General features: G+C 73.5%; 18 protein-coding genes. 8 read left to right on the top strand and 10 right to left on the bottom strand.

Annotation, left to right across the window (positions count from 1 at the left end; genetic code table 11):
* Positions 1–79 precede the first annotated feature (79 nt).
* Positions 80–1513 (bottom strand): argininosuccinate lyase, encoded by a 1434-nt coding sequence (gene argH / locus LG395_RS23735; RefSeq protein ID WP_225811127.1) that lies wholly within the window; start codon positions 1511–1513, stop codon positions 80–82.
* Positions 1514–1627: 114 nt separating this feature from the next.
* The gene (locus LG395_RS23730) at positions 1628–2821 is read right to left on the bottom strand and encodes an argininosuccinate synthase (protein ID WP_171158052.1); all 1194 of its coding nucleotides are present in this window, start codon (positions 2819–2821) and stop codon (positions 1628–1630) included.
* A 172-nt stretch (positions 2822–2993) separates the two neighbouring features.
* Between LG395_RS23730 and LG395_RS23725 the strand changes: the two genes are divergently transcribed.
* The 3 genes from LG395_RS23725 to LG395_RS23715 all read left to right on the top strand — a co-directional run bounded on the left by LG395_RS23725 (position 2994) and on the right by LG395_RS23715 (position 5272).
* On the top strand, positions 2994–3842 hold the full coding sequence (locus tag LG395_RS23725; RefSeq protein ID WP_225811126.1) for a hypothetical protein: 849 nt from the start codon (positions 2994–2996) through the stop codon (positions 3840–3842).
* Between the two features lie 122 nt (positions 3843–3964).
* Entirely contained in the window at positions 3965–4552 is a 588-nt protein-coding gene (locus tag LG395_RS23720) for a pyridoxamine 5'-phosphate oxidase family protein (protein WP_225811125.1), read from the top strand.
* A 3-nt stretch (positions 4553–4555) separates the two neighbouring features.
* Positions 4556–5272 (top strand): L,D-transpeptidase family protein, encoded by a 717-nt coding sequence (locus tag LG395_RS23715; protein ID WP_171158049.1) that lies wholly within the window; start codon positions 4556–4558, stop codon positions 5270–5272.
* A gap of 21 nt (positions 5273–5293) precedes the next feature.
* Here the strand turns inward: LG395_RS23715 and LG395_RS23710 are convergent, their stop codons facing one another.
* Both LG395_RS23710 and LG395_RS23705 read right to left on the bottom strand, forming a co-directional pair.
* Positions 5294–6751 carry a sensor histidine kinase gene (locus tag LG395_RS23710; protein ID WP_225811124.1) on the bottom strand — a complete coding sequence of 486 codons (1458 nt, stop codon included), beginning with the start codon at positions 6749–6751 and terminating at the stop codon, positions 5294–5296.
* A 35-nt stretch (positions 6752–6786) separates the two neighbouring features.
* Complete coding sequence (locus tag LG395_RS23705) at positions 6787–7527, bottom strand: response regulator transcription factor (protein WP_225811123.1); 741 nt, start codon at positions 7525–7527, stop codon at positions 6787–6789.
* Between the two features lie 155 nt (positions 7528–7682).
* On the opposite strand from LG395_RS23705, the gene LG395_RS23700 reads away from it, so the two are divergent.
* The 5 genes from LG395_RS23700 to LG395_RS23680 are packed head-to-tail and all read left to right on the top strand — an operon-like array spanning position 7683 to position 12601.
* Positions 7683–9038: a ferredoxin reductase family protein gene (locus tag LG395_RS23700; RefSeq protein WP_225811122.1), complete on the top strand. Its 1356-nt coding sequence runs from the start codon at positions 7683–7685 to the stop codon at positions 9036–9038.
* 40 nt (positions 9039–9078) lie between these two features.
* Positions 9079–9573 carry an FMN-binding protein gene (locus tag LG395_RS23695; protein WP_225811121.1) on the top strand — a complete coding sequence of 165 codons (495 nt, stop codon included), beginning with the start codon at positions 9079–9081 and terminating at the stop codon, positions 9571–9573.
* A gap of 59 nt (positions 9574–9632) precedes the next feature.
* Positions 9633–11015 (top strand): ferredoxin reductase family protein, encoded by a 1383-nt coding sequence (locus tag LG395_RS23690; protein WP_171158044.1) that lies wholly within the window; start codon positions 9633–9635, stop codon positions 11013–11015.
* Positions 11016–11031: 16 nt separating this feature from the next.
* Entirely contained in the window at positions 11032–11805 is a 774-nt protein-coding gene (locus LG395_RS23685) for an FMN-binding protein (RefSeq protein ID WP_171158042.1), read from the top strand.
* A 55-nt stretch (positions 11806–11860) separates the two neighbouring features.
* Positions 11861–12601: an FAD:protein FMN transferase gene (locus tag LG395_RS23680; protein WP_263982962.1), complete on the top strand. Its 741-nt coding sequence runs from the start codon at positions 11861–11863 to the stop codon at positions 12599–12601.
* A 526-nt stretch (positions 12602–13127) separates the two neighbouring features.
* Here LG395_RS23680 and LG395_RS23675 read toward each other — a convergent pair.
* The 6 genes from LG395_RS23675 to argJ all read right to left on the bottom strand — a co-directional run bounded on the left by LG395_RS23675 (position 13128) and on the right by argJ (position 18410).
* Complete coding sequence (locus tag LG395_RS23675) at positions 13128–13898, bottom strand: zf-HC2 domain-containing protein (protein WP_171158040.1); 771 nt, start codon at positions 13896–13898, stop codon at positions 13128–13130.
* Positions 13888–14475: an RNA polymerase sigma factor gene (locus tag LG395_RS23670; protein WP_171158039.1), complete on the bottom strand. Its 588-nt coding sequence runs from the start codon at positions 14473–14475 to the stop codon at positions 13888–13890. Before LG395_RS23670 ends, LG395_RS23675 begins: the two co-directional genes overlap by 11 nt.
* A 108-nt stretch (positions 14476–14583) precedes the next feature.
* Positions 14584–15129 carry an arginine repressor gene (locus tag LG395_RS23665; protein ID WP_171158036.1) on the bottom strand — a complete coding sequence of 182 codons (546 nt, stop codon included), beginning with the start codon at positions 15127–15129 and terminating at the stop codon, positions 14584–14586.
* A 7-nt stretch (positions 15130–15136) separates the two neighbouring features.
* Positions 15137–16354 (bottom strand): acetylornithine transaminase, encoded by a 1218-nt coding sequence (locus LG395_RS23660; RefSeq protein WP_225811119.1) that lies wholly within the window; start codon positions 16352–16354, stop codon positions 15137–15139.
* Positions 16351–17259: an acetylglutamate kinase gene (argB, locus tag LG395_RS23655; RefSeq protein ID WP_171158033.1), complete on the bottom strand. Its 909-nt coding sequence runs from the start codon at positions 17257–17259 to the stop codon at positions 16351–16353. Before argB ends, LG395_RS23660 begins: the two co-directional genes overlap by 4 nt.
* Positions 17256–18410: a bifunctional glutamate N-acetyltransferase/amino-acid acetyltransferase ArgJ gene (gene argJ / locus LG395_RS23650; protein WP_171158031.1), complete on the bottom strand. Its 1155-nt coding sequence runs from the start codon at positions 18408–18410 to the stop codon at positions 17256–17258. The genes argB and argJ overlap by 4 nt, the downstream gene beginning before the upstream one ends.
* Positions 18411–18481 lie beyond the last annotated feature (71 nt).

The raw sequence follows: 18481 nt of genomic DNA, 5'->3' as shown, positions 1-18481 counted from the left end.
TCGGTCGGCTCGGTGAGGCTCGCGACCAACGTAACCCGCGATGCCCCGGTGATCGCGGTGGAGGGACGGGGACCGTCCCTCAGCTCTGCTGCTTGGCCTGCGCCCACTGGTGCTGGGCCGCGACGTCCGCCTTGACCTCCGCCAGCTGGACCGCGACCGCGCTCGGGGCCGTACCGCCGCGCCCGTTGCGGGAGGCGAGGGCGCCCGGGACGTTGAGGACGGAGCGGACCTCCGGGGTGAGGTGCGCGGAGATCTTCGCGAACTGCTCGTCCGTGAGGTCGTCCAGCTCCTTGCCCTCCGCCTCGGCGACCTTGACGCACTCCCCCGCGACCTCGTGCGCGACGCGGAACGGCACCCCCTGCTTGACCAGCCACTCCGCGATGTCGGTGGCGAGCGAGAAGCCGGCCGGGGCCAGTTCCTCCATGCGCTCGCGGTGAACGGTGAGGGTGGCGACCATGCCGGTGAAGGCGGGGAGCAGCACCTCCAGCTGGTCGCAGGAGTCGAAGACCGGCTCCTTGTCCTCCTGAAGGTCGCGGTTGTAGGCGAGGGGCAGTGCCTTGAGGGTGGCGAGGAGCCCGGTGAGGTTGCCGATCAGACGGCCGGACTTGCCCCGGGCCAGCTCGGCGATGTCCGGGTTCTTCTTCTGCGGCATGATCGACGAGCCCGTGGAGAACGCGTCGTGCAGCGTGACGAAGGAGAACTCCTTCGTGTTCCAGATGATGATCTCCTCGGCGATCCGGGAGAGGTTCACGCCGATCATCGCGGTGATGAAGGCGAACTCGGCGACGAAGTCCCGGGAGGCCGTGCCGTCGATGGAGTTGGCGGCGCTGCCGTGCTCGAAGCCGAGGTCGCGCGCGACCGCCTCCGGGTCCAGGCCGAGGGAGGAACCGGCGAGGGCGCCGGAGCCGTACGGCGACACGGCTGTCCGCTCGTCCCACTGGCGCAGCCGCTCGGCGTCCCGGGTGAGGGACTGGACGTGGGCCAGGACGTGGTGGGCGAAGAGCACCGGCTGGGCGTGCTGGAGGTGGGTGCGGCCGGGCATCGCCACGTCGGGGTGGGCCTCGGCGAGGCCGATCAGGGCGTCCTGGAGGTCGGCGATCAGGCCGCCGATGATCCGGGCGTGGTCGCGCAGGTACATCCGGAAGAGGGTGGCGACCTGGTCGTTGCGGGACCGGCCGGCGCGGAGCTTGCCGCCGAGGTCGGGGCCGAGGCGCTCCAGGAGGCCGCGCTCCAGGGCGGTGTGCACGTCCTCGTCGGCGATCGTGCCGACGAAGGTGCCGGCCGCCACGTCGGCTTCCAGTCGGTCCAGTCCGGCGAGCATGCGCCGGAGCTCGTCCTCGGTGAGAAGCCCCGCCGTGTGCAGGACGCGCGCGTGGGCACGCGAGCCGGCGATGTCGTAGGGGGCGAGCCGCCAGTCGAAGTGGACGGACGCGGACAGCTTCGCCAGGGCCTCGGCCGGACCGTCCGCGAAACGGCCGCCCCACAGCCGTACGTCACCGCTGTTGCTGCTCACTTGCGTTGCTCCTCGAAGCTCTAGGTGTGCCACCGCCTCCCCGCCTTTCCAGGCGAGGAGGCGGCCGTCAGGCTGGTGCGTGTGAGGTGGACCCGTGCGTGTGACCGGTCGCGGCTACGCCAGGTCCCGCTTGGCCGCGATCTTCGACGACAGGCTGTAGATGTCGATGAAGCCCTTGGCCGCCGACTGGTCGAAGGTGTCACCGGTGTCGTAGGTGGCGAGGTTGAAGTCGTACAGCGACTCCTGCGAGCGCCGGCCGGTGACGACGGCGCGGCCGCCGTGCAGGGTCATCCGGATGTCGCCGGTGACGTGCTGGTTGGCCTCGTTGATGAAGCCGTCCAGGGCGCGCTTGAGCGGGGAGAACCACTGGCCGTCGTAGACCAGTTCGCCCCAGCGCTGCTCGACCTGCCGCTTGTAGCGGGCGAGTTCGCGCTCGACGGTGACGTTCTCCAGCTCCTGGTGGGCGGTGATCAGGGCGATGGCGCCCGGAGCCTCGTACACCTCGCGGGACTTGATGCCGACGAGGCGGTCCTCGACCATGTCGATCCGGCCGATGCCCTGGGCGCCGGCGCGCTCGTTGAGCTGCTGGATGGCCTGCAGGACGGTGACGGGCTTGCCGTCGATGGCGACGGGGACGCCTTCCTTGAAGGAGATGACCACCTCGTCGGCCTCGCGCGGGACGGCCGGGTTGGAGGTGTACTCGTAGATGTCCTCGATCGGGGCGTTCCAGATGTCCTCCAGGAAGCCCGTCTCGACCGCGCGCCCGAAGACGTTCTGGTCGATGGAGTACGGGGACTTCTTGGTGGTGGCGATCGGGAGCTGCTTCTCCTCGCAGAAGGCGATCGCCTTGTCCCGGGTCATGGCGTAGTCACGGACCGGGGCGATGCACTTGAGGCCGGGGGCGAGGGCGACGATGCCGGCCTCGAAGCGGACCTGGTCGTTGCCCTTGCCGGTGCAGCCGTGGGCGACGGTACTGGCGCCGTGCTTCTCGGCGGCGGCGACGAGGTGCTTGACGATCGTCGGCCGGGACAGCGCGGAGACCAGCGGGTAGCGGTCCATGTAGAGGGCGTTGGCCTTGATCGCCGGGAGGCAGTACTCGTCGGCGAACTCGTCCTTGGCGTCGGCGACCTCGGCCTCGACGGCGCCGCACGCGAGGGCGCGCTTGCGGATGACGTCCAGGTCCTCGCCGCCCTGGCCGACGTCGACCGCAACGGCGATGACCTCGGCGCCCGTCTCCTCGGCGATCCAGCCGATGGCGACGGAGGTGTCCAGACCGCCTGAGTAGGCGAGTACGACGCGCTCGGTCACGGGTTTCTCCTCACAGTGCATTCGCTGACATGCATGAGTATGCAGAACTCTGCATGATTCGTCAATCTCCCTGGGGGTTGAACACGGGCAACCGCTTTCTCGTACTCCCCGCCGAACGCAGGCGCCGCGTTCGTCCGACGACGACACTCCCCGACCCGAGTGAGGCATCCGCATGTCCAGGGCTCTTCCGAAGAACGACAAGCGTCGCGTGGCGGTCATCGGCGGCGCCGCCGCCGCGGTGCTGTCCGGCGCGCTGATCGCCGGCTCCGCCCTCGCCGGCACCCCCGCGGGCAACGACGGCTCGGCCGGTGTCCGGACCCTGGCGGGCCCCGGGACGATCACCTGCCCGGACGTCGCCTCGAAACTGCCCGCGATCCCCGCCTCCGCGCGCGCCGAGGTCGACCGGAACCTCGCCCTCCTCCAGACGCAGATCAAGGAGGCGAACACCCGGCTGGCCGACACCGTCGGCCAGGGCGGACCGAACTTCGTCGACAACGCGATCCTCGGTCCGCTGAAGGACAAGCGCGTGGCCACCGTCAACCGCATCGCGACGGCGATCGGACGGACGGCGGCCAAGCCCGCCGGGCTGGACGCGCTGGCGCCCTGCACCCTGAACGCGGGCGGCGGCGGGGCGTCCACCGGCGCGGCCCCGAGCGCTCCCGGCACCCGGCAGCCGGGCGGGGGCGGCACGGCGGCGGGCGGCGGCGCGGCCGGCGGGAACACCGGGGCGGGGACGATCACCTGCCCGGACGTCGCCTCGAAACTGCCCGCGATCCCCGCCTCCGCGCGCGCCGAGGTCGACCGGAACCTCGCCCTCCTCCAGACGCAGATCAAGGAGGCGAACACCCGGCTGGCCGACACCGTCGGCCAGGGCGGACCGAACTTCGTCGACAACGCGATCCTCGGTCCGCTGAAGGACAAGCGCGCCTCGGCCATCGACCGCATCGCCATCGCCATCGGCCGCACCTCCGCCAAGCCCACGGGGCTGGGCTCGCTGGCCGCCTGCACCCTCACCCGGTGAGGTGACAGGCAGCCGTGGCCGCCCCGTGGAAGCGCCGGCCGGGGCGGCCACGGTGAACCCTCCCGCGCCCGATCCGGCAATTACTTAGACAGCCGAAGAAGTTCCGCCGATACTCGGCAGACATGGGAAAGACCTATGAGCGCATAGACGGCAGGCTGCGCACGTTCATCGAGGAGCAGCCCCTCTTCTTCACCGCGACCGCCCCGCTCTCCGGCGACGGCACGGTCAACCTCTCCCCCAAGGGCCTCAAGGGCTCCTTCGCGGTCCTCGACGAAGTCACCGTGGCCTACCTGGACTTCGCCGGGTCCAGCGCCGAGACCATCGCGCACCTCCGGGAGAACGGGCGGATCACGCTGATGTGGTGCGCCTTCCAGGGCCCGCCGAACATCGTGCGCGTGCACGGCCGGGGCGAGCCCGTCTTCCGTGACGACCCGCGTTTTGCCGGACTGCTCGCCCGCTTCCCGGACATCGAGCCGAGCCGGCACGGGCTGCGCGCGGTCATCGTGGTGCACGCCGAACTGATCCGGGACAGCTGCGGATACGCCGTCCCCCACATGGCGTACGAGGAGGACCGCGAACTGCACGGCAGGCGCTTCGCCCGCGAGGACGACGTCTCGCTGAACGCGTACTTCGAGAGGAAGGAGCACATCGCCACCAGCCTGGACGGCCTACCCGGGCTGCCGTTGCCGCTGCCGCCCTCTACCGTCTGAACCATGCGCCCCGGTGTGGTCCCCGCCCTCGTCCCCGCCCTCGTCTGCGCCTCCGTCCTCGCCCTGCTCGGCGCCGCTCCCGGCCGCGGCCCGGTGCCGCTGCCCGCCGGGATGGCGGACACCGGCGGCGGCCGCCAGCTGATCGTCGCCCAGGCCCCGGGCACCGGGGCCACGACGGGCACGGTCAGCTGGTGGGACCTGCGGAACGGCCGGTGGGTCCGGGCCGGCTCCGCACCGGCCCGGTTCGGGGCGGGCGGGCTGGTCGACGGCGCCACCCGCGTGCAGGGCACGAACACGACACCGACCGGGCTGTACGGCCTCCCCTTCGGCTTCGGGATCAAGGCCGCGCCGGCCGGCACACGGGTCGGGTACCGCCCGGTCCGGGACAGTTCCTGGTGGTGCCAGGACAACGGCTCCCGCTCCTACAACCGCTGGGTCGACCCGCTCCCCGCCGACTGCCGCGCCACCGAGTCCGAGCACCTGATCGACTACGCCACCCAGTACGCGTACGGCCTCGTCGTCGCCTTCAACTACCACCGGCCCGTGCGCGGACGCGGAGCCGGCATCTTCCTGCACGTCAACGGCAAGGGCGCGACGGCCGGCTGCGTGTCGGTGCCACAGGACGCCATGCGCCGCATCCTCACCTGGACGGACCCGGCGGCGAAGCCGCACATCGCGATCGGCACGGAGAAGGGGGCCACGGCGGTCGGCCGTTACTGAACCGCGCGGCGCAGGGGCCCGTCAGGACGCCGTGGGCAGGCTCATCGTGAACGACGTGGCACCCGGACGGCTCTCCAGTCCCACGCTCCCCCCGTGCGCCTCCGCCACCGCCGCCACGATCGACAGGCCCAGGCCCGCTCCCCCGCCGGGGGCACCGGTGCGACGGCGGTGTTCCGCCCGGGTGAAGCGTTCGAAGACGGTGGGCCGGATGTCCTCCGGGACGCCGGGGCCGTCGTCGTGGACGCGGAGGACGGCGTGGGCGGTGTCCGCCTCCAGGGTGACCGTCACCTTGGTGCCGGCCGGGGTGTGCAGACGCGCGTTGGCCAGCAGGTTGGCCAGCGCCTGGTGGAGGCGGTGGGCGTCGCCGGGCAGCGTGACCGGTTCCTCCGGCAGGTCCAGGGCCCAGCGGTGGGCGGGGCCCGCGGCGCGGGCGTCCGTCACCGCGTCCAGGACCAGTCGGGTCAGGTCCACCGGCCGGCGCTCCAGCGGGCGTCCCGCGTCCAGGCGGGCGAGCAGGAGCAGGTCGTCGACCATCTCGCCCATGCGGGCGGACTCGGCCGTGATGCGGCTCAGGGCGCGGGTCACCTCCGGGGGCACCGGACCGGGGTGCAGGAGGGCCAGCTCGGCGTGGCCGCGGACGGAGGCGACCGGGGTGCGCAGTTCGTGGCTGGCGTCGGCGGCGAAGCGCCGCAGCCGCTCCTCCACGGCGTGCCGCTTGGTGAGCGCGTCCTCCACGTGGCCCAGCATGCGGTTGAAGGCCGTGGCCACCTGGCCGACCTCGCCGTGCGGGTCGGTGTCCGGGGCCCGCGGCGGCAGCGCGACCTCGCCGCTGGCCAGCGGGAGCTCACTGACCCGGGTGGCGGTGGCGGCGACCCGGCTGAGCGGCCGGAGCGACCAGCGGACCCAGCAGGCCCCGGCCACGCCCGTGACCACCAGGGCGAGGCCGAAGACGACGCCGGCCACCAGTTCCAGCCGGTGGACCACTGCCTGGACCGGCTCCAGGGGGAGGCCGACGAGCAGCACGTCTCCGTCCCGGCCCGGGGAGGCGACGACCCGGTAGTCGTGCAGGGCGGACAGGCCGACGGTGTGCGGTCTGCCGTCGGCAGGTACCCGGGCCAGCCGCTCGGTGTCCCGCGCGGTCAGGTCGACGTCCAGGTCGGCGGCGGGGTCGCCGGAGCGGATCAGCCCCGTGTTGGTGACCGTGCCGTTCAGCAGGCGGGCGCCGAAGGTGCCGGTGGCCATGCGGCGGGTGTCGCCCTGTTCGTCGCCGTCGTGGTCGTCGTGTGCGTGGGCCGGCCGGCCGTCGTGTTCCAGGCTCTCCGGGAAGCGGGTGCCGACCTGGGTGAGCTGTTCGTCCAGGCGCCGGGTGAGGAAGCCGTTCAGTTCCACGACCGCGGCCAGGCCGACGGCCGCGCAGCTCACCGCCAGCAGCGTCACCAGTCCGACGGTGAGCCGGGCACGGAGGGTGCGGGGACGCACGGCACGGCGACGCACGGCACGGGGGCGCGGCGGGGTCACCTGGTCACCGGCTTCAGGACGTAGCCGGCGCCGCGCACGGTGTGGATCATGGGCTCGCGGCCCGCGTCGACCTTCTTGCGCAGGTAGGAGATGTACAGCTCGACGACGTGCGCCCGGCCGCCGAAGTCGTAGGACCAGACCCGGTCGAGGATCTGCGCCTTGCTGAGCACCCGGCGCGGGTTGCGCATGAGGAAGCGCAGGAGTTCGAACTCGGTCGGCGAGAGGTCGATCAGCTCGCCGGCCCGGGTCACCTCGCGGGCGTCCTCGTCCATCACGAGGTCCCCGACGACCAGCCGCGGGCCCTCCTCCTGCGAGCGGGCCATGCCGGCCCGGCGCAGCAGGCCGCGCAGCCGGGCGACGACCTCCTCCAGGCTGAAGGGCTTCGTGACGTAGTCGTCGCCGCCCGCGGTGATCCCGGCGATACGGTCCTCGACCGCGTCCCGTGCCGTCAGGAAGAGCACGCACACGTCGGGCTTCACCTCGTGCAGGCGGCGCAGCACCGCGAAGCCGTCGGTGTCGGGGAGCATCACGTCCAGGACGACGGCGTCGGGCATCAGCTCGCGGGCGGCGGCGAGGGCGGCGGCGCCGTCTCCGGCCGCGCGTACCTCCCAGCGCTCGTAGCGCAGGGCTCCGGTGAGCACCTCCGCGAGGTCGGGGTCGTCGTCGACGACGAGGACGCGCAGCGGGGTGCCGTCGGGGCGGGTGAGTGCGGGGCGGCCGGAGGGGGTGGTGTTCATCGCGCCTCCCAGCATCGCCGGTGCGCGCCGCTCCGGGCGACCCGGCCCCCTCTGAGTTTCCTGTGAGTCCGCCCCGGGGGGCCTCACTCAGAGGTGTTTCAGAGGTTCGCCCCGCATGGTGGCCTGGCCGACGGACGAAAGGACGGCGACATCGTATGACCACCGTGGATACGCGGCGGGCGGCCCCGCCGCTGCCCGTGCCCGCGCGGCGCTCCCCCGCCGGGCCCGTGCTGGCCCTGCTGTGGGCGGGGGCGGCGGCCGTACTGGCGCTCTGGTGGGCGGACACCGGGTCCGTGGTCGGGGCGGCCGGGTGGCTGACCGGGGCCGGGCGGATCGCCGGTCTGCTGTGCGGGTACGCCTGCGCGGTGCTGGTCGGGCTGATGGCGCGGGTGCCGCTGCTGGAGCGGCGCGTCGGCTCGGACCGGGTGGCGCGCTGGCACGCGCTGGCCGGCCGGTACACCGTCTGCCTGCTGCTCGCGCACGTCGTGCTGATCCTCGCCGGGTACGCCGCCCAGGACCGGGCCTCCCTCTGGCACGAGACGGTGACCGTCGTCCTCGACTACCCGGAGATGCTGAAGGCCACCGCCGGCACGGTGATCCTCCTCGCGGTCGGCGTCACCTCGGCGCGGGCCGTGCGCCGCCGGACGAGCCACGAGTTCTGGTACTGCGTCCACCTGCTGACGTACGCGGCCGTCTTCCTCGCCTTCGGGCACCAGCTGGCCCTCGGAGACGAGTTCAACGGCGAACCCGCCGCGACCGCCGCCTGGTACGCGCTGTACCTGGGCGTGGCGGCGCTGGTGCTGTGGTTCCGGGTCCTCACCCCGGTACGGCTCAACCTGCGCCACCGCCTGCGGGTGGACTCCGTCCACCGGGAGGCGCCGGGGGTGTACTCGGTCGTCGTCCGGGGGCGGCGCCTGGACGAACTGGGGGCGCGGCCGGGCGAGTTCCTCCGCTGGCGGTTCCTCGCCGAGGGCATGCGCCGGACGTCGACGCCGTACTCCCTGTCGGCGCCGCCGCGCCCCGACCTGCTGCGCATCACGGTCAAGGCGCTCGGCGACCACAGCGCGGCCGTCTCCCTGCTGCGCCCCGGCACCCGGGTGTGGGCGGAGGGCCCGTACGGCGCCCTGACCGCCGACCGGGCCGCCGGCCGGCGCACCCTGCTGATCGCCGCGGGCGTCGGCATCACCCCGCTGCGGGCGCTGTTCGAGACGCTCCCCGGCGAGGTGACCCTGCTGTACCGGGCGCGCTCGGCCGAGGACCTGGCACTGGGCGGCGAGCTGGAGGCGATCGCCCGCTGGCGCGGCGGGCGGGTGCTGTACGCGCTCAACGGTCCGGGCGGGGAGCGCCCGCCCCTGACGGCGGCATCCCTGCGCGCCACCTTCCCCGGTCTCGCCGACGACCTCGACGTCTTCCTCTGCGGGCCGCACGGCTTCGCCCGGGACGTGTACCGGGCGCTGCGCGAGGCCGGGGTGGCGGACCGCCGCATCCACCACGAGTCGTTCGAGCTGTGAGCCGGGACAAGGCCCGCCGAGAGACGGAGAAGAACCGGACATGCACGCGTTGAACAAGAACCGTCCCCTGCGCCGCGTCGTGCTGGCGAGCGCCGCCACCGTCTCCGGAATGGTGCTGCTGCTCGCGCTGAAGCCGCACACGGCGCCCACGCCGGCCACGGCGGGCACCAGGCCCCCGGCCGCGTCGACCAGCCCGGCACCCGGCTCCGGCTCCGGCTCCGGCTCCGGCTCCGGCAGCGGTTCCGGCTCGGCGTCCGGGACCACGACGGCCACCGGGGACACCGTGCAGACCCGCTGGGGCCCGGTCCAGGTGCGCGTCACCGTGCGCGACGGCAGGCTCACCGACGTCGCGGCCGTCAGCTACCCGCAGGACAACCCGCGCGACCAGGAGATCAACAGCTACGCCCTGCCCCAGCTGCGGCGCGAGGCGCTGGCGGCGCAGAGCGCTCGGATCGACACGGTGTCGGGAGCGACGTACACCAGTGACGGTTACCGGCAGTCACTCCAGTCCGCGCTGGACTCGGCGGGGCTCTGAACACTCCCGCCGTGCGGCACGTATCTGTGGGCCAAGGGTCAAGTCCCCACGGAGGAACCGTGACCACCACGCTCGCAGGCGGACGTGCCGCCCGCCGACAGACGATGCGCCGCATCCGCCCGCGCCGCTCCCCGGCCGTACCGCTGCTGCTCGCCGTCTGGGCGGGCGCGGCGGCCGTGCTGTGGCTCTGGTGGCACGACACCCCGTCCATCGCCGACGACACCGGCCGCATCCTCGGCGCGGGCCGGATCACCGGTCTGCTGGCCGGCTACCTGATGGCGCTGGTCGTGCTCCAGATGGCGCGCGTGCCGGCGCTGGAGCGGCGGGTCGGCTCCGACCGGGTGGCCCGCTGGCACGCGATGAGCGGCCGGTACACGCTGTGCCTGGTCGTCGCCCACGTCTTCCTCGTCATGTGGGGGTACGCGCGCCAGGCCGGAAGGTCCCTCGGTGACATCGTCCAGCAGACCGCCGACTCCGTCGACCAGCTGCCGGACATGGGCAAGGCGGCCGTCGGCACGGGCCTGTTCGTGGTCATCGGGCTGACGTCGGCCGGCCCGGTCCGCCGCCGGCTGCCGTACGACACCTGGTACCACGTCCACCTGCTGACGTACGCGGCGGTGTTCCTGACGTTCTGGCACCAGATCACCACCGGCAACGACTTCGCGGTGGAGCCCGCCGCCAAGACCTTCTGGTACGGGCTGTACGGCGCGGTCACCGCGCTGGTGCTCTGGTACCGGATCCTCACCCCGGTCCGGCTGAACCTCCGGCACCGCATGTACGTGGAAGCGGTCATCGAGGAGACGCCGGGCATCGTGTCGGTGCTGATCGGCGGGCGGAAGCTGCACCGGATGGGCGCGGAGGCAGGCCAGTTCTTCCGCTGGCGGTTCCTCGCGCCGGGGATGCGGTTCAGCTCGCACCCGTACTCCCTCTCGGCCGCCCCGCGCCCCGGGATGCTGCGGATCACGGTGAAGGCGATCGGCGACCACAGCGCCCGGCTGCGCGAGCTGGCGCCCGGGACGAAGGTGTGGGCGGAGGGCCCGTACGGCGCGCTCACCGCCCAGCGGCGCAGCCGGGGCAAGGTGCTGCTGGTCGCGGGCGGGGTGGGCATCACGCCGATGCGCGCGCTGTTCGAGACGCTGCCCGGTGCCGCCGGTGACATCACGCTCCTGTACCGGGCGAACACCACCCAGGACCTGGCCCTGTGGGACGAGCTGGCGGCCATCGCCGAGGAGCGGGGGGCCCGGCTGATGTACGCGGTGAACAGCCCGGAGGGCGAACGGCCCGACATCTCCGCGGAGAACCTCCGGCGGAAGATCCCGGACGTCGACCGGCACGACGTGTTCATGTGCGGTCCGCCCGGGTTCGCGCAGTCGGTGTACGAGGCACTGCGCGAGGCGGGGGTTCCCGCCCGCCGTATCCACCACGAGTCGTTCGAGATGTGAGCGGAGCTGCGAACCGATGAGGAAGAGCCACCCCGTGCGGCGGGTCGTGCTGGCCACGGCCGCGACCGTGTCCGGTGTCGTGCTGCTGCTGGCGCTGAAGCCGGCGTCGGGTCCGGCCGGCGCGTCGGCGGCGGGCGCGGCCCCCCAGGCGACGGCGGCCGGGCAGGAGTCGCCGCAGGGCGGAGCACAGGGCGCGGCCCCGGCCGGTTCCGGCACGGTGACCGGTGACGCGGTGCGGACGCAGTACGGGGCCGTGCAGGTACGTCTGACCGTCAGCGGCGGGAAGATCACGAAGGCGGAGGCGGTGCAGGCCCCCAAGGGCGGGCTGAGCGACCAGAAGACCCAGCTCGCCGTCCCCCGGCTCAACCAGGAGGCCGTGGCCGCCGGAACGGCGGACATCGACGCCGTCTCCGGGGCGACGTACACCAGCGAGGGCTACAGGAAGTCGTTGCAGTCCGCGCTGGACAAGATCAAGCCGGCGTCGTCGGGCACCTCCGGCGCGGCCGGCTCGGCGCAGGCGCGGACCGTCACCGGGAAGGCCGCGCAGACCCCGTACGGACCGGTCCGGGTACGGATCACGGTCGCCGGCGGGAGGATCACCAAGGCCGAGGCGGTGCAGGCCCCCAAGGGCGGGCTGAGCGACCAGAAGACCCAGCTCGCCGTCCCCCGGCTCAACCAGGAGGCCGTGGCCGCCGGAACGGCGGACATCGACGCCGTCTCCGGGGCGACGTACACCAGCGAGGGCTACAGGAAGTCGTTGCAGTCCGCGCTGGACCAGGCCGGTGGCTGACGCGGTGGCCGAGGAGGCTCAGGCGCCCGCCGCGGTGCGTCACGCGGAGGAGGTCATGGGGACGGTCTTCTCCTTCGACGTCCGCGGCGGGGAACCGGAGGCGGTACGGGCCGCGCTCGCCGAGGCGGTCGCCGGGCTGCACCGGGCGGACGCGCTGTTCAGCACCTACCGCGAGGACAGCGAGGTGTCACGGCTGGCCCGGGGTGAGCTGGACGTCTCGCGGTGCGCCCCCGAGGTGGCCGAGGTGCTGGAGCTGGCGGCCGAGGCGGAGCGGGTGAGCGAGGGGTGGTTCAGCGCCCGTTACCGGGGCTCGCTGGACCCCACCGGCATCGTCAAGGGCTGGGCGGCCGAGCGGGCGGCACGGCTGCTGGCGGCGGTGTCCGGGGTGCGGGGGGTGAGCGTCAACGGAGGCGGGGACGTGCAGTTGCTCGGCGCGCCGGAGCCGCAGCGTGCCTGGCGGGTGGGGGTCTCCGATCCGCTCCGGCCCGGCGGGCTGGCGGCGGTGGTCTCGGCGGCGGGCACGCAGGAGCTGGCGGTGGCGACGTCCGGTACGGCGGAGCGGGGCGCGCACATCGTGGACCCGCGCACCGGCCGGTCCGCGGTGACGGACCTGGTGGCGGTCACGGTCGTGGGGCCGCGTCTGACGTTCGTCGACTGCTGGGCCACGGCCGCCTTCGCGATGGGTTCCCGGGCGGGGCTGGCCTGGCTGGAGTCCCTGCCGGACGTGGAGGCCCTGCTGATCACCGCCGGCGACGAGGTGAGGTGCACCGGGGGGCTGGCGGCACGGCTGGGCTGAGAGCGGCCCGCTCCCGGTTCACCGCGCGGGGGTTCAGGCGGCCTCACGGTTCCGACCGCCCGCGACGCCACGCGCATCCCGGTGCTGGGGCGCGGCTGCACCGGCTGCACACGGGAGGGGCGGGAGCGTGAGCGTCACCGCCGGGCCGGCCCGCCCCTGGCCCCGGCACCCCACCGGTCCCGGCGGCCCGGCGCCGGACACGCACGGGACGACGGCACGGGCAGCCGGGGTCAGCCGCTGGAACGCGGGGTGCCGCCGATCGCGTCCCTGCGGCGCTCCGCGACCCCTCTAGCGGCCACCGTCGACGGCTGCCTGCGTCCCCGTCCGGCGGTGCGGCCCCCCACCGTCACCGCACTCGGCACCGCGCTGAGAACGACCCCGCGGCCGAGCGGACCGGTGCTTCGGGTGCCGCACGGCCGGCCTGGCGGCGGCGCCGGGCCGGATCGTCCCCGGTGCGGGACCCCTGGGGCGCCGTCACCGCGCTCGGGCCTGCCCCTCACCTGCGGCGACGGCTGAGCGGGCCGGCTCACGTCGTCGGGGTGACGACCTTCGCCTCGCGCAGCTGCGCGGTGGCGAGGACGGTGCCGTCGGGCGACGTCAGACGGGCCCCGGAGTACCGGGTGAGGTCGACGGGGACGGCCACGCCCCAGGCGCCGTGGCCGTCGCGCACGGGGAAGTCGCCGACGCGGACGCTGGTGCCGTCGGCGCGCTCCAGGAAACAGGTGACCCTTCCGGTGTACCGGGTGCCGGGGCGGGTGAGCGCGACGGTCAGGAACATCCAGCCAGGGGTGCCGGGATGGGCGTAGACCTCGCCGGCGGACTGCCCGCCGCGCCCGGCCGGGGTCATGTCCCCGACGAGCACCGGCTCGGACTCGACGGCGGGCGGTGGCGAGGCGGTGACCTCCTCGACGGCGGTGCCGACCGCCCAGCCGGCGAAGCCGACGGCGACGGCGAGCGCGGCACCGACCGCGGCGACCCGTACCCGGGCCCGCCGGGCCTCGTGGCGCGGGCCCCGGCGCGGGCGGCCGAGGGGACCCGCCGGCCGCTGCCCCTCGGCTGCCGCCGACCGGACGAGGCCGCGCGCCACGCGGGTGTCGAAGCCGGGCGGCGGCTCGCGGTCCGGGAGCAGGCCGGCCAGCCGGTCGCCGACCAGGGTCAGTTGCCGGACGTACTCCCGGCAGTCCGCGCACCGGTCCAGGTGGGCGACCGCCTCGGCCCGCTCCCGGCCGGGCAGCACGCCCAGAGCCAGCTCGGCACCGAGCTCCCGCAGCTTCTCGCAGTTCGCGTCACCGGACATGGTCGCCCCGTTCCCGAGAAGCGACGGCGGCGCGCAGCCGTGCCATCGCCGTCCTGATCCGCGTCTTGGCGGTACCCAGCGGGATCCGCTCCGCGTCGGCGACCTGCCGGGCCGTCATGCCGTAGACGCCGGCCATCATCAGCGCCCTGGCCTGTTCCCGTGGCAGCCGCGCCAGGGCGGACCGGACCTGCGCGGACGCCTCGTCGGCCAGCGCCCATCGCTCGGGGGTCTCGGTGACGGCGTCCAGGAGGGCTTCGAGGTCCTCGGGAGCCACCGGCTCCGTCCGCCGGGCCCGGACCGCGTCGACGGCGAGGTTGTGCGCGATGGTCGTCAGCCAGGTCATGACCGAGCCGCGGCGCGAGTCGTAGATCTGCGCGTGGCGCCACGCGCGTTCGAACGTCTGCTGGGCGACGTCCTCGGCGAGCTGCCGGTCCCCGGTGACGGCCATGGCCACACCGAAGACCCGGTGCTGGAACCTCCGTACGAAGATGACGGCCAGCTCCGGATCTCCGGCGGCCAGCCCGGACAGCAGAGCCTCGTCCGGGAGGCGGCCAACGGGGAACCGATAGCCCGACACACCCCTGTGTACGTTCGACGGCCGCCAGGGGATTGCCCGTCCCCCTGGCCGCTCGCCGCGGAAGATCACATGCCCATTCTGCGTCGGCCGGCCGGGCCCCGCACGCGGTCAGTGCCCGTTCTGCGCCAGCCGCAGCAGATGGTCGGCCAGGGCCTGGCCCCCGCTGGGCTCCCGGCTGATCAGCAGCAGCGTGTCGTCACCGGCGATCGTCCCGAGGATGTCGTGCAGCTCGGCCTGGTCGATGGCGGAGGCGAGGAACTGCGCGGCTCCCGGAGGAGTCCGCAGGACCACCAGGTTCGCCGAGGCCTCCGCCGAGATCAGCAGCTCCTGGGAGAGCCGCCGCATCCGCTCCTCCTTCGCCGACTCCCCCAGCGGAGCGCGGGGCGTGCGGAAACCGCCCTCGCTCGGCACCGCGTAGATCAGGTCGCCGTCGGTGTTGCGGATCTTCACCGCGTTCAGCTCGTCGAGATCCCGGCTGAGCGTCGCCTGGGTCACGCTCAGCCCGTCGTCGGCGAGCAGCTTCGCCAGCTGGCTCTGCGACCGCACCGGCTGCCGGTTGAGGATGTCCACGATCCGCCGGTGCCGTGCGGTGCGGGTCTGCGGCACGGCGGGCCCGGCGCCGTTCGCGGCCTCGTGGTCCTGCGCCTCGCTCATCGTCGTCTCATTCTCCGGATCGTCCTTCCCCGTCGGCGGGGGTCGCCGCGTCGAGGATGCCGGGCAGCGCCCGGAGCAGCGCACCCGCCTCGTCGTCGCGCAGATTCAGCGGCGGCATGAGCCGTACGACGTCGGGGGCGGGCGCGTTCACCAGGAACCCGGCCTCCTGGGCCGCCTCCTGCACCTGCGGTGCGCGCGGCCCGGTGAGCACGATACCCAGGAGCAGGCCCGCACCCCGGACATGATCGACCAAGGGGTGCCCCAGGGCCTCGACGCCGTCCCGCAACCTCTCGCTCTGCCGCTTGACGTTGTCGAGCAGTCCCTCGCCCTCGATGGTGTCGAGCACGGCGAGCCCGGCGGCGCAGGCGACCGGGTTGCCGCCGAAGGTGGTCCCGTGCTGGCCGGGCCGGAGCAGCTCGGCGGCCCGGCCGAAGGCCACGGTCGCGCCGAGCGGCAGCCCCCCGCCCAGCTGCTTGGCGAGGGTGACGACGTCGGGCAGCACGCCCTCATGGGCCTGGTACTCGAACCAGGTGCCGGTCCGCCCGATGCCGGTCTGCACCTCGTCCAGGACGAGCAGCGCACCCGTGGCGGCGGTGATCGCGCGGGCCGCCTTGAGGTAGCCGGCCGGGGGCACGACCACACCGTTCTCGCCCTGGATCGGCTCGATGACCACCAGGGCGGTGTCCTCGGTGACCGCGGCGGCCAGTGCCTGCGCGTCGCCGTAGGGGACGTGGGTGACGTCGCCGGGCAGTGGCCGGAAGGGCTCCTGCTTGGCGGGCTGGCCGGTGAGCGCGAGGGCGCCCATCGTGCGGCCGTGGAAGCCGCCGTCGGTGGCGACCACGTGGGTGCGCCCGGTGAGCCGGCCGATCTTGAAGGCGGCCTCGTTGGCCTCGGCACCTGAGTTGCAGAAGAAGACCCGGCCCTCCCGGCCGAACAGCGTCAGCAGCCGTTCGGCGAGGGCGACGGTGGGCTCGGCCATGAAGAAGTTGGAGATGTGGCCGAGGGAGCCGATCTGCCGGGTCACGGCCTCCACGATCGCGGGGTGGGCGTGGCCGAGCGCGTTGGTGGCGATGCCGCCGACGAAGTCCAGGTACTCCCGGCCCTCGGCGTCCCAGACCCGGGTGCCCTCGCCGCGGACGAGGGGCAGCCGCGGGGTGCCGTAGTTGTGCATGAGCGCGCCCTGCCAGCGCTCGGTCAGCTCCTTGTTCCCCTGGTGGCCCGTCACTGCGCGTCCCCCTCAAGCTCGTCGGGCACGACCATGGTGCCGATGCCCTCGTCGGTGAAGATCTCCAGCAGGATCGAGTGCTGGACCCGGCCGTCGATGACGCGGGCGGTCGTCACGCCGCCCCGCACGGCGTGCAGGCAGCCCTCCATCTTCGGCACCATGCCGGAACTCAGCTCCGGCAGCAGCTTCTCCAGCTCGGAAGCGGTGAGCCGGCTGATCACCTCGTCGGAGTTCGGCCAGTCCTCGTAGAGGCCCTCGACGTCGGTGAGGACCATGAGGGTTTCGGCGCCCAGTGCCGCAGCGAGTGCCGCAGCCGCCGTATCAGCATTGACGTTGTAGACATGTCCGTCGTCCTGGGAGCGGGCGATCGAGGAGACGACCGGGATGCGGCCGTCGGCGAGCAGCGCCTCGATGGCGCCCGTGTCGAGGGCGGTGATCTCGCCGACCCGCCCGATGTCGACCGGCTCGCCGTCGATCTGCGGGGTGTGCTTGGTGGCGGTGATGGTGTGCGCGTCCTCGCCGGTCAGGCCGACGGCGAACGGGCCGTGCTGGTTGAGCAGGCCGACCAGCTCGCGCTGCACCTGCCCGGCCAGCACCATCCGTACGACGTCCATGGCGTCCTCGGTGGTGACGCGCAGGCCGGCCTTGAACTCGCTGACGATGCCGTGCCGGTCGAGGGCGGCGCTGATCTGCGGGCCGCCGCCGTGCACGACGACGGGCTGGAGACCGGCGTGCCGCAGGAAGACGACGTCCTGGGCGAAGGCGGCCTTCAGTTCCTCGTTCACCATGGCGTTGCCGCCGAACTTGATGACGACGATCTTGCCGTGGTGCCGGGTCAGCCAGGGCAGCGCCTCGATGAGGATCTGGGCTTTCGGCAGTGCCGTGTGTTTCCGCGTCGTGGTCATGAGGAGTAAGCGCTGTTCTCGTGGACGTAGTCGGCGGTCAGGTCGTTGGTCCAGATGGTCGCGGTCTCGGCGCCGGCGGCGAGGTCGGCCACGATGTGGACCTCGCGGTAGCGCATGTCGACCAGGTCGCGGTCCTCGCCGACGCTGCCGTTCTTGCAGACCCAGACGCCGTTGATGGCGACGTTGAGCTGGTCCGGCTCGAAGGCGGCCTTCGTGGTGCCGATCGCGGAGAGCACGCGGCCCCAGTTGGGGTCCTCACCGTGGATCGCGCACTTGAGGAGGTTGTTGCGGGCGATGGAGCGGCCCACCTCGACGGCGTCCTCCTCGCTCGCCGCGTTGACCACCTCGACCCTGATGTCCTTGCTCGCGCCCTCGGCGTCGCCGATGAGCTGCCGGCCGAGGTCGGCGCAGACCTGCCGTACGGCCTCGGCGAACTCCTCGTAGCCCGGGGTGACGCCGCTGGCGCCGGAGGCGAGCAGCAGGACGGTGTCGTTGGTGGACATGCAGCCGTCGGAGTCGACGCGGTCGAAGGTGACCTTGGTCGCCGCGCGCAGGGCCCGGTCCAGGGTCGCGTCGTCCAGGTCGGCGTCGGTGGTCAGCACGACGAGCATGGTGGCGAGGCCCGGGGCGAGCATGCCCGCGCCCTTGGCCATGCCGCCGACGGTCCAGCCGGCCTCACCGCTGACGACGGACGTCTTGTGGACGGTGTCGGTGGTCTTGATGGCGATGGCGGCCTTCTCGCCGCCGTGCTCGCTCAGGGAGGCGGCGGCCGTCTCCACGCCCCCCAGGACCTTGTCCATGGGGAGCGGTACGCCGATCAGGCCGGTGGAGCAGACGGCGACCTCGATGGCGCCCCGGCCGAGCACCTCGGCGGTCTTCTCGGCGGTGGCGTGGGTGTCCTGGAAGCCCTGGGGACCGGTACAGGCGTTGGCGCCGCCGGAGTTGAGGACGACCGCCGAGACCTGGCCGCTCTTGAGGACCTGCTCGGACCAGAGCACCGGCGCGGCCTTCACACGGTTGGAGGTGAAGACGCCCGCGGCGGCACGGCGCGGCCCGTTGTTGACCACGAGGGCCAGGTCGGGGTTGCCGTTCTCCTTGATCCCGGCGGCGATGCCCGCCGCCGTGAATCCCTTGGCTGCCGTGACGCTCACTGCTTCTCCTTGTTCGCTTCTCCGCCCGTGCAGCGCGGCGGTGCGGCCATCGTCGTCGTCTGCGGCCCGGC

The organism is Streptomyces spinosus (assembly GCF_020400655.1).
GTDB lineage: Bacteria > Actinomycetota > Actinomycetes > Streptomycetales > Streptomycetaceae > Streptomyces > Streptomyces argyrophylli.
Note: the sequence above shows the minus strand (reverse complement) of the source record. Positions and strands in the feature narration are given on the sequence as shown.

Coding starts and splice junctions, on each gene's coding strand:
- LG395_RS23685 (WP_171158042.1), top strand. CDS start 11,032: ATGAGGAAGAGCCACCCCGTGCGGCGGGTCGTGCTGGCCACGGCCGCG.
- LG395_RS23680 (WP_263982962.1), top strand. CDS start 11,861: ATGGGGACGGTCTTCTCCTTCGACGTCCGCGGCGGGGAACCGGAGGCG.
- LG395_RS23675 (WP_171158040.1), bottom strand. CDS start 13,898: ATGTCCGGTGACGCGAACTGCGAGAAGCTGCGGGAGCTCGGTGCCGAG.
- LG395_RS23720 (WP_225811125.1), top strand. CDS start 3,965: ATGGGAAAGACCTATGAGCGCATAGACGGCAGGCTGCGCACGTTCATC.
- LG395_RS23725 (WP_225811126.1), top strand. CDS start 2,994: ATGTCCAGGGCTCTTCCGAAGAACGACAAGCGTCGCGTGGCGGTCATC.
- LG395_RS23705 (WP_225811123.1), bottom strand. CDS start 7,527: ATGAACACCACCCCCTCCGGCCGCCCCGCACTCACCCGCCCCGACGGC.
- LG395_RS23695 (WP_225811121.1), top strand. CDS start 9,079: ATGCACGCGTTGAACAAGAACCGTCCCCTGCGCCGCGTCGTGCTGGCG.
- LG395_RS23700 (WP_225811122.1), top strand. CDS start 7,683: ATGACCACCGTGGATACGCGGCGGGCGGCCCCGCCGCTGCCCGTGCCC.
- argB (WP_171158033.1), bottom strand. CDS start 17,259: ATGACCACGACGCGGAAACACACGGCACTGCCGAAAGCCCAGATCCTC.
- LG395_RS23665 (WP_171158036.1), bottom strand. CDS start 15,129: ATGAGCGAGGCGCAGGACCACGAGGCCGCGAACGGCGCCGGGCCCGCC.
- LG395_RS23715 (WP_171158049.1), top strand. CDS start 4,556: ATGCGCCCCGGTGTGGTCCCCGCCCTCGTCCCCGCCCTCGTCTGCGCC.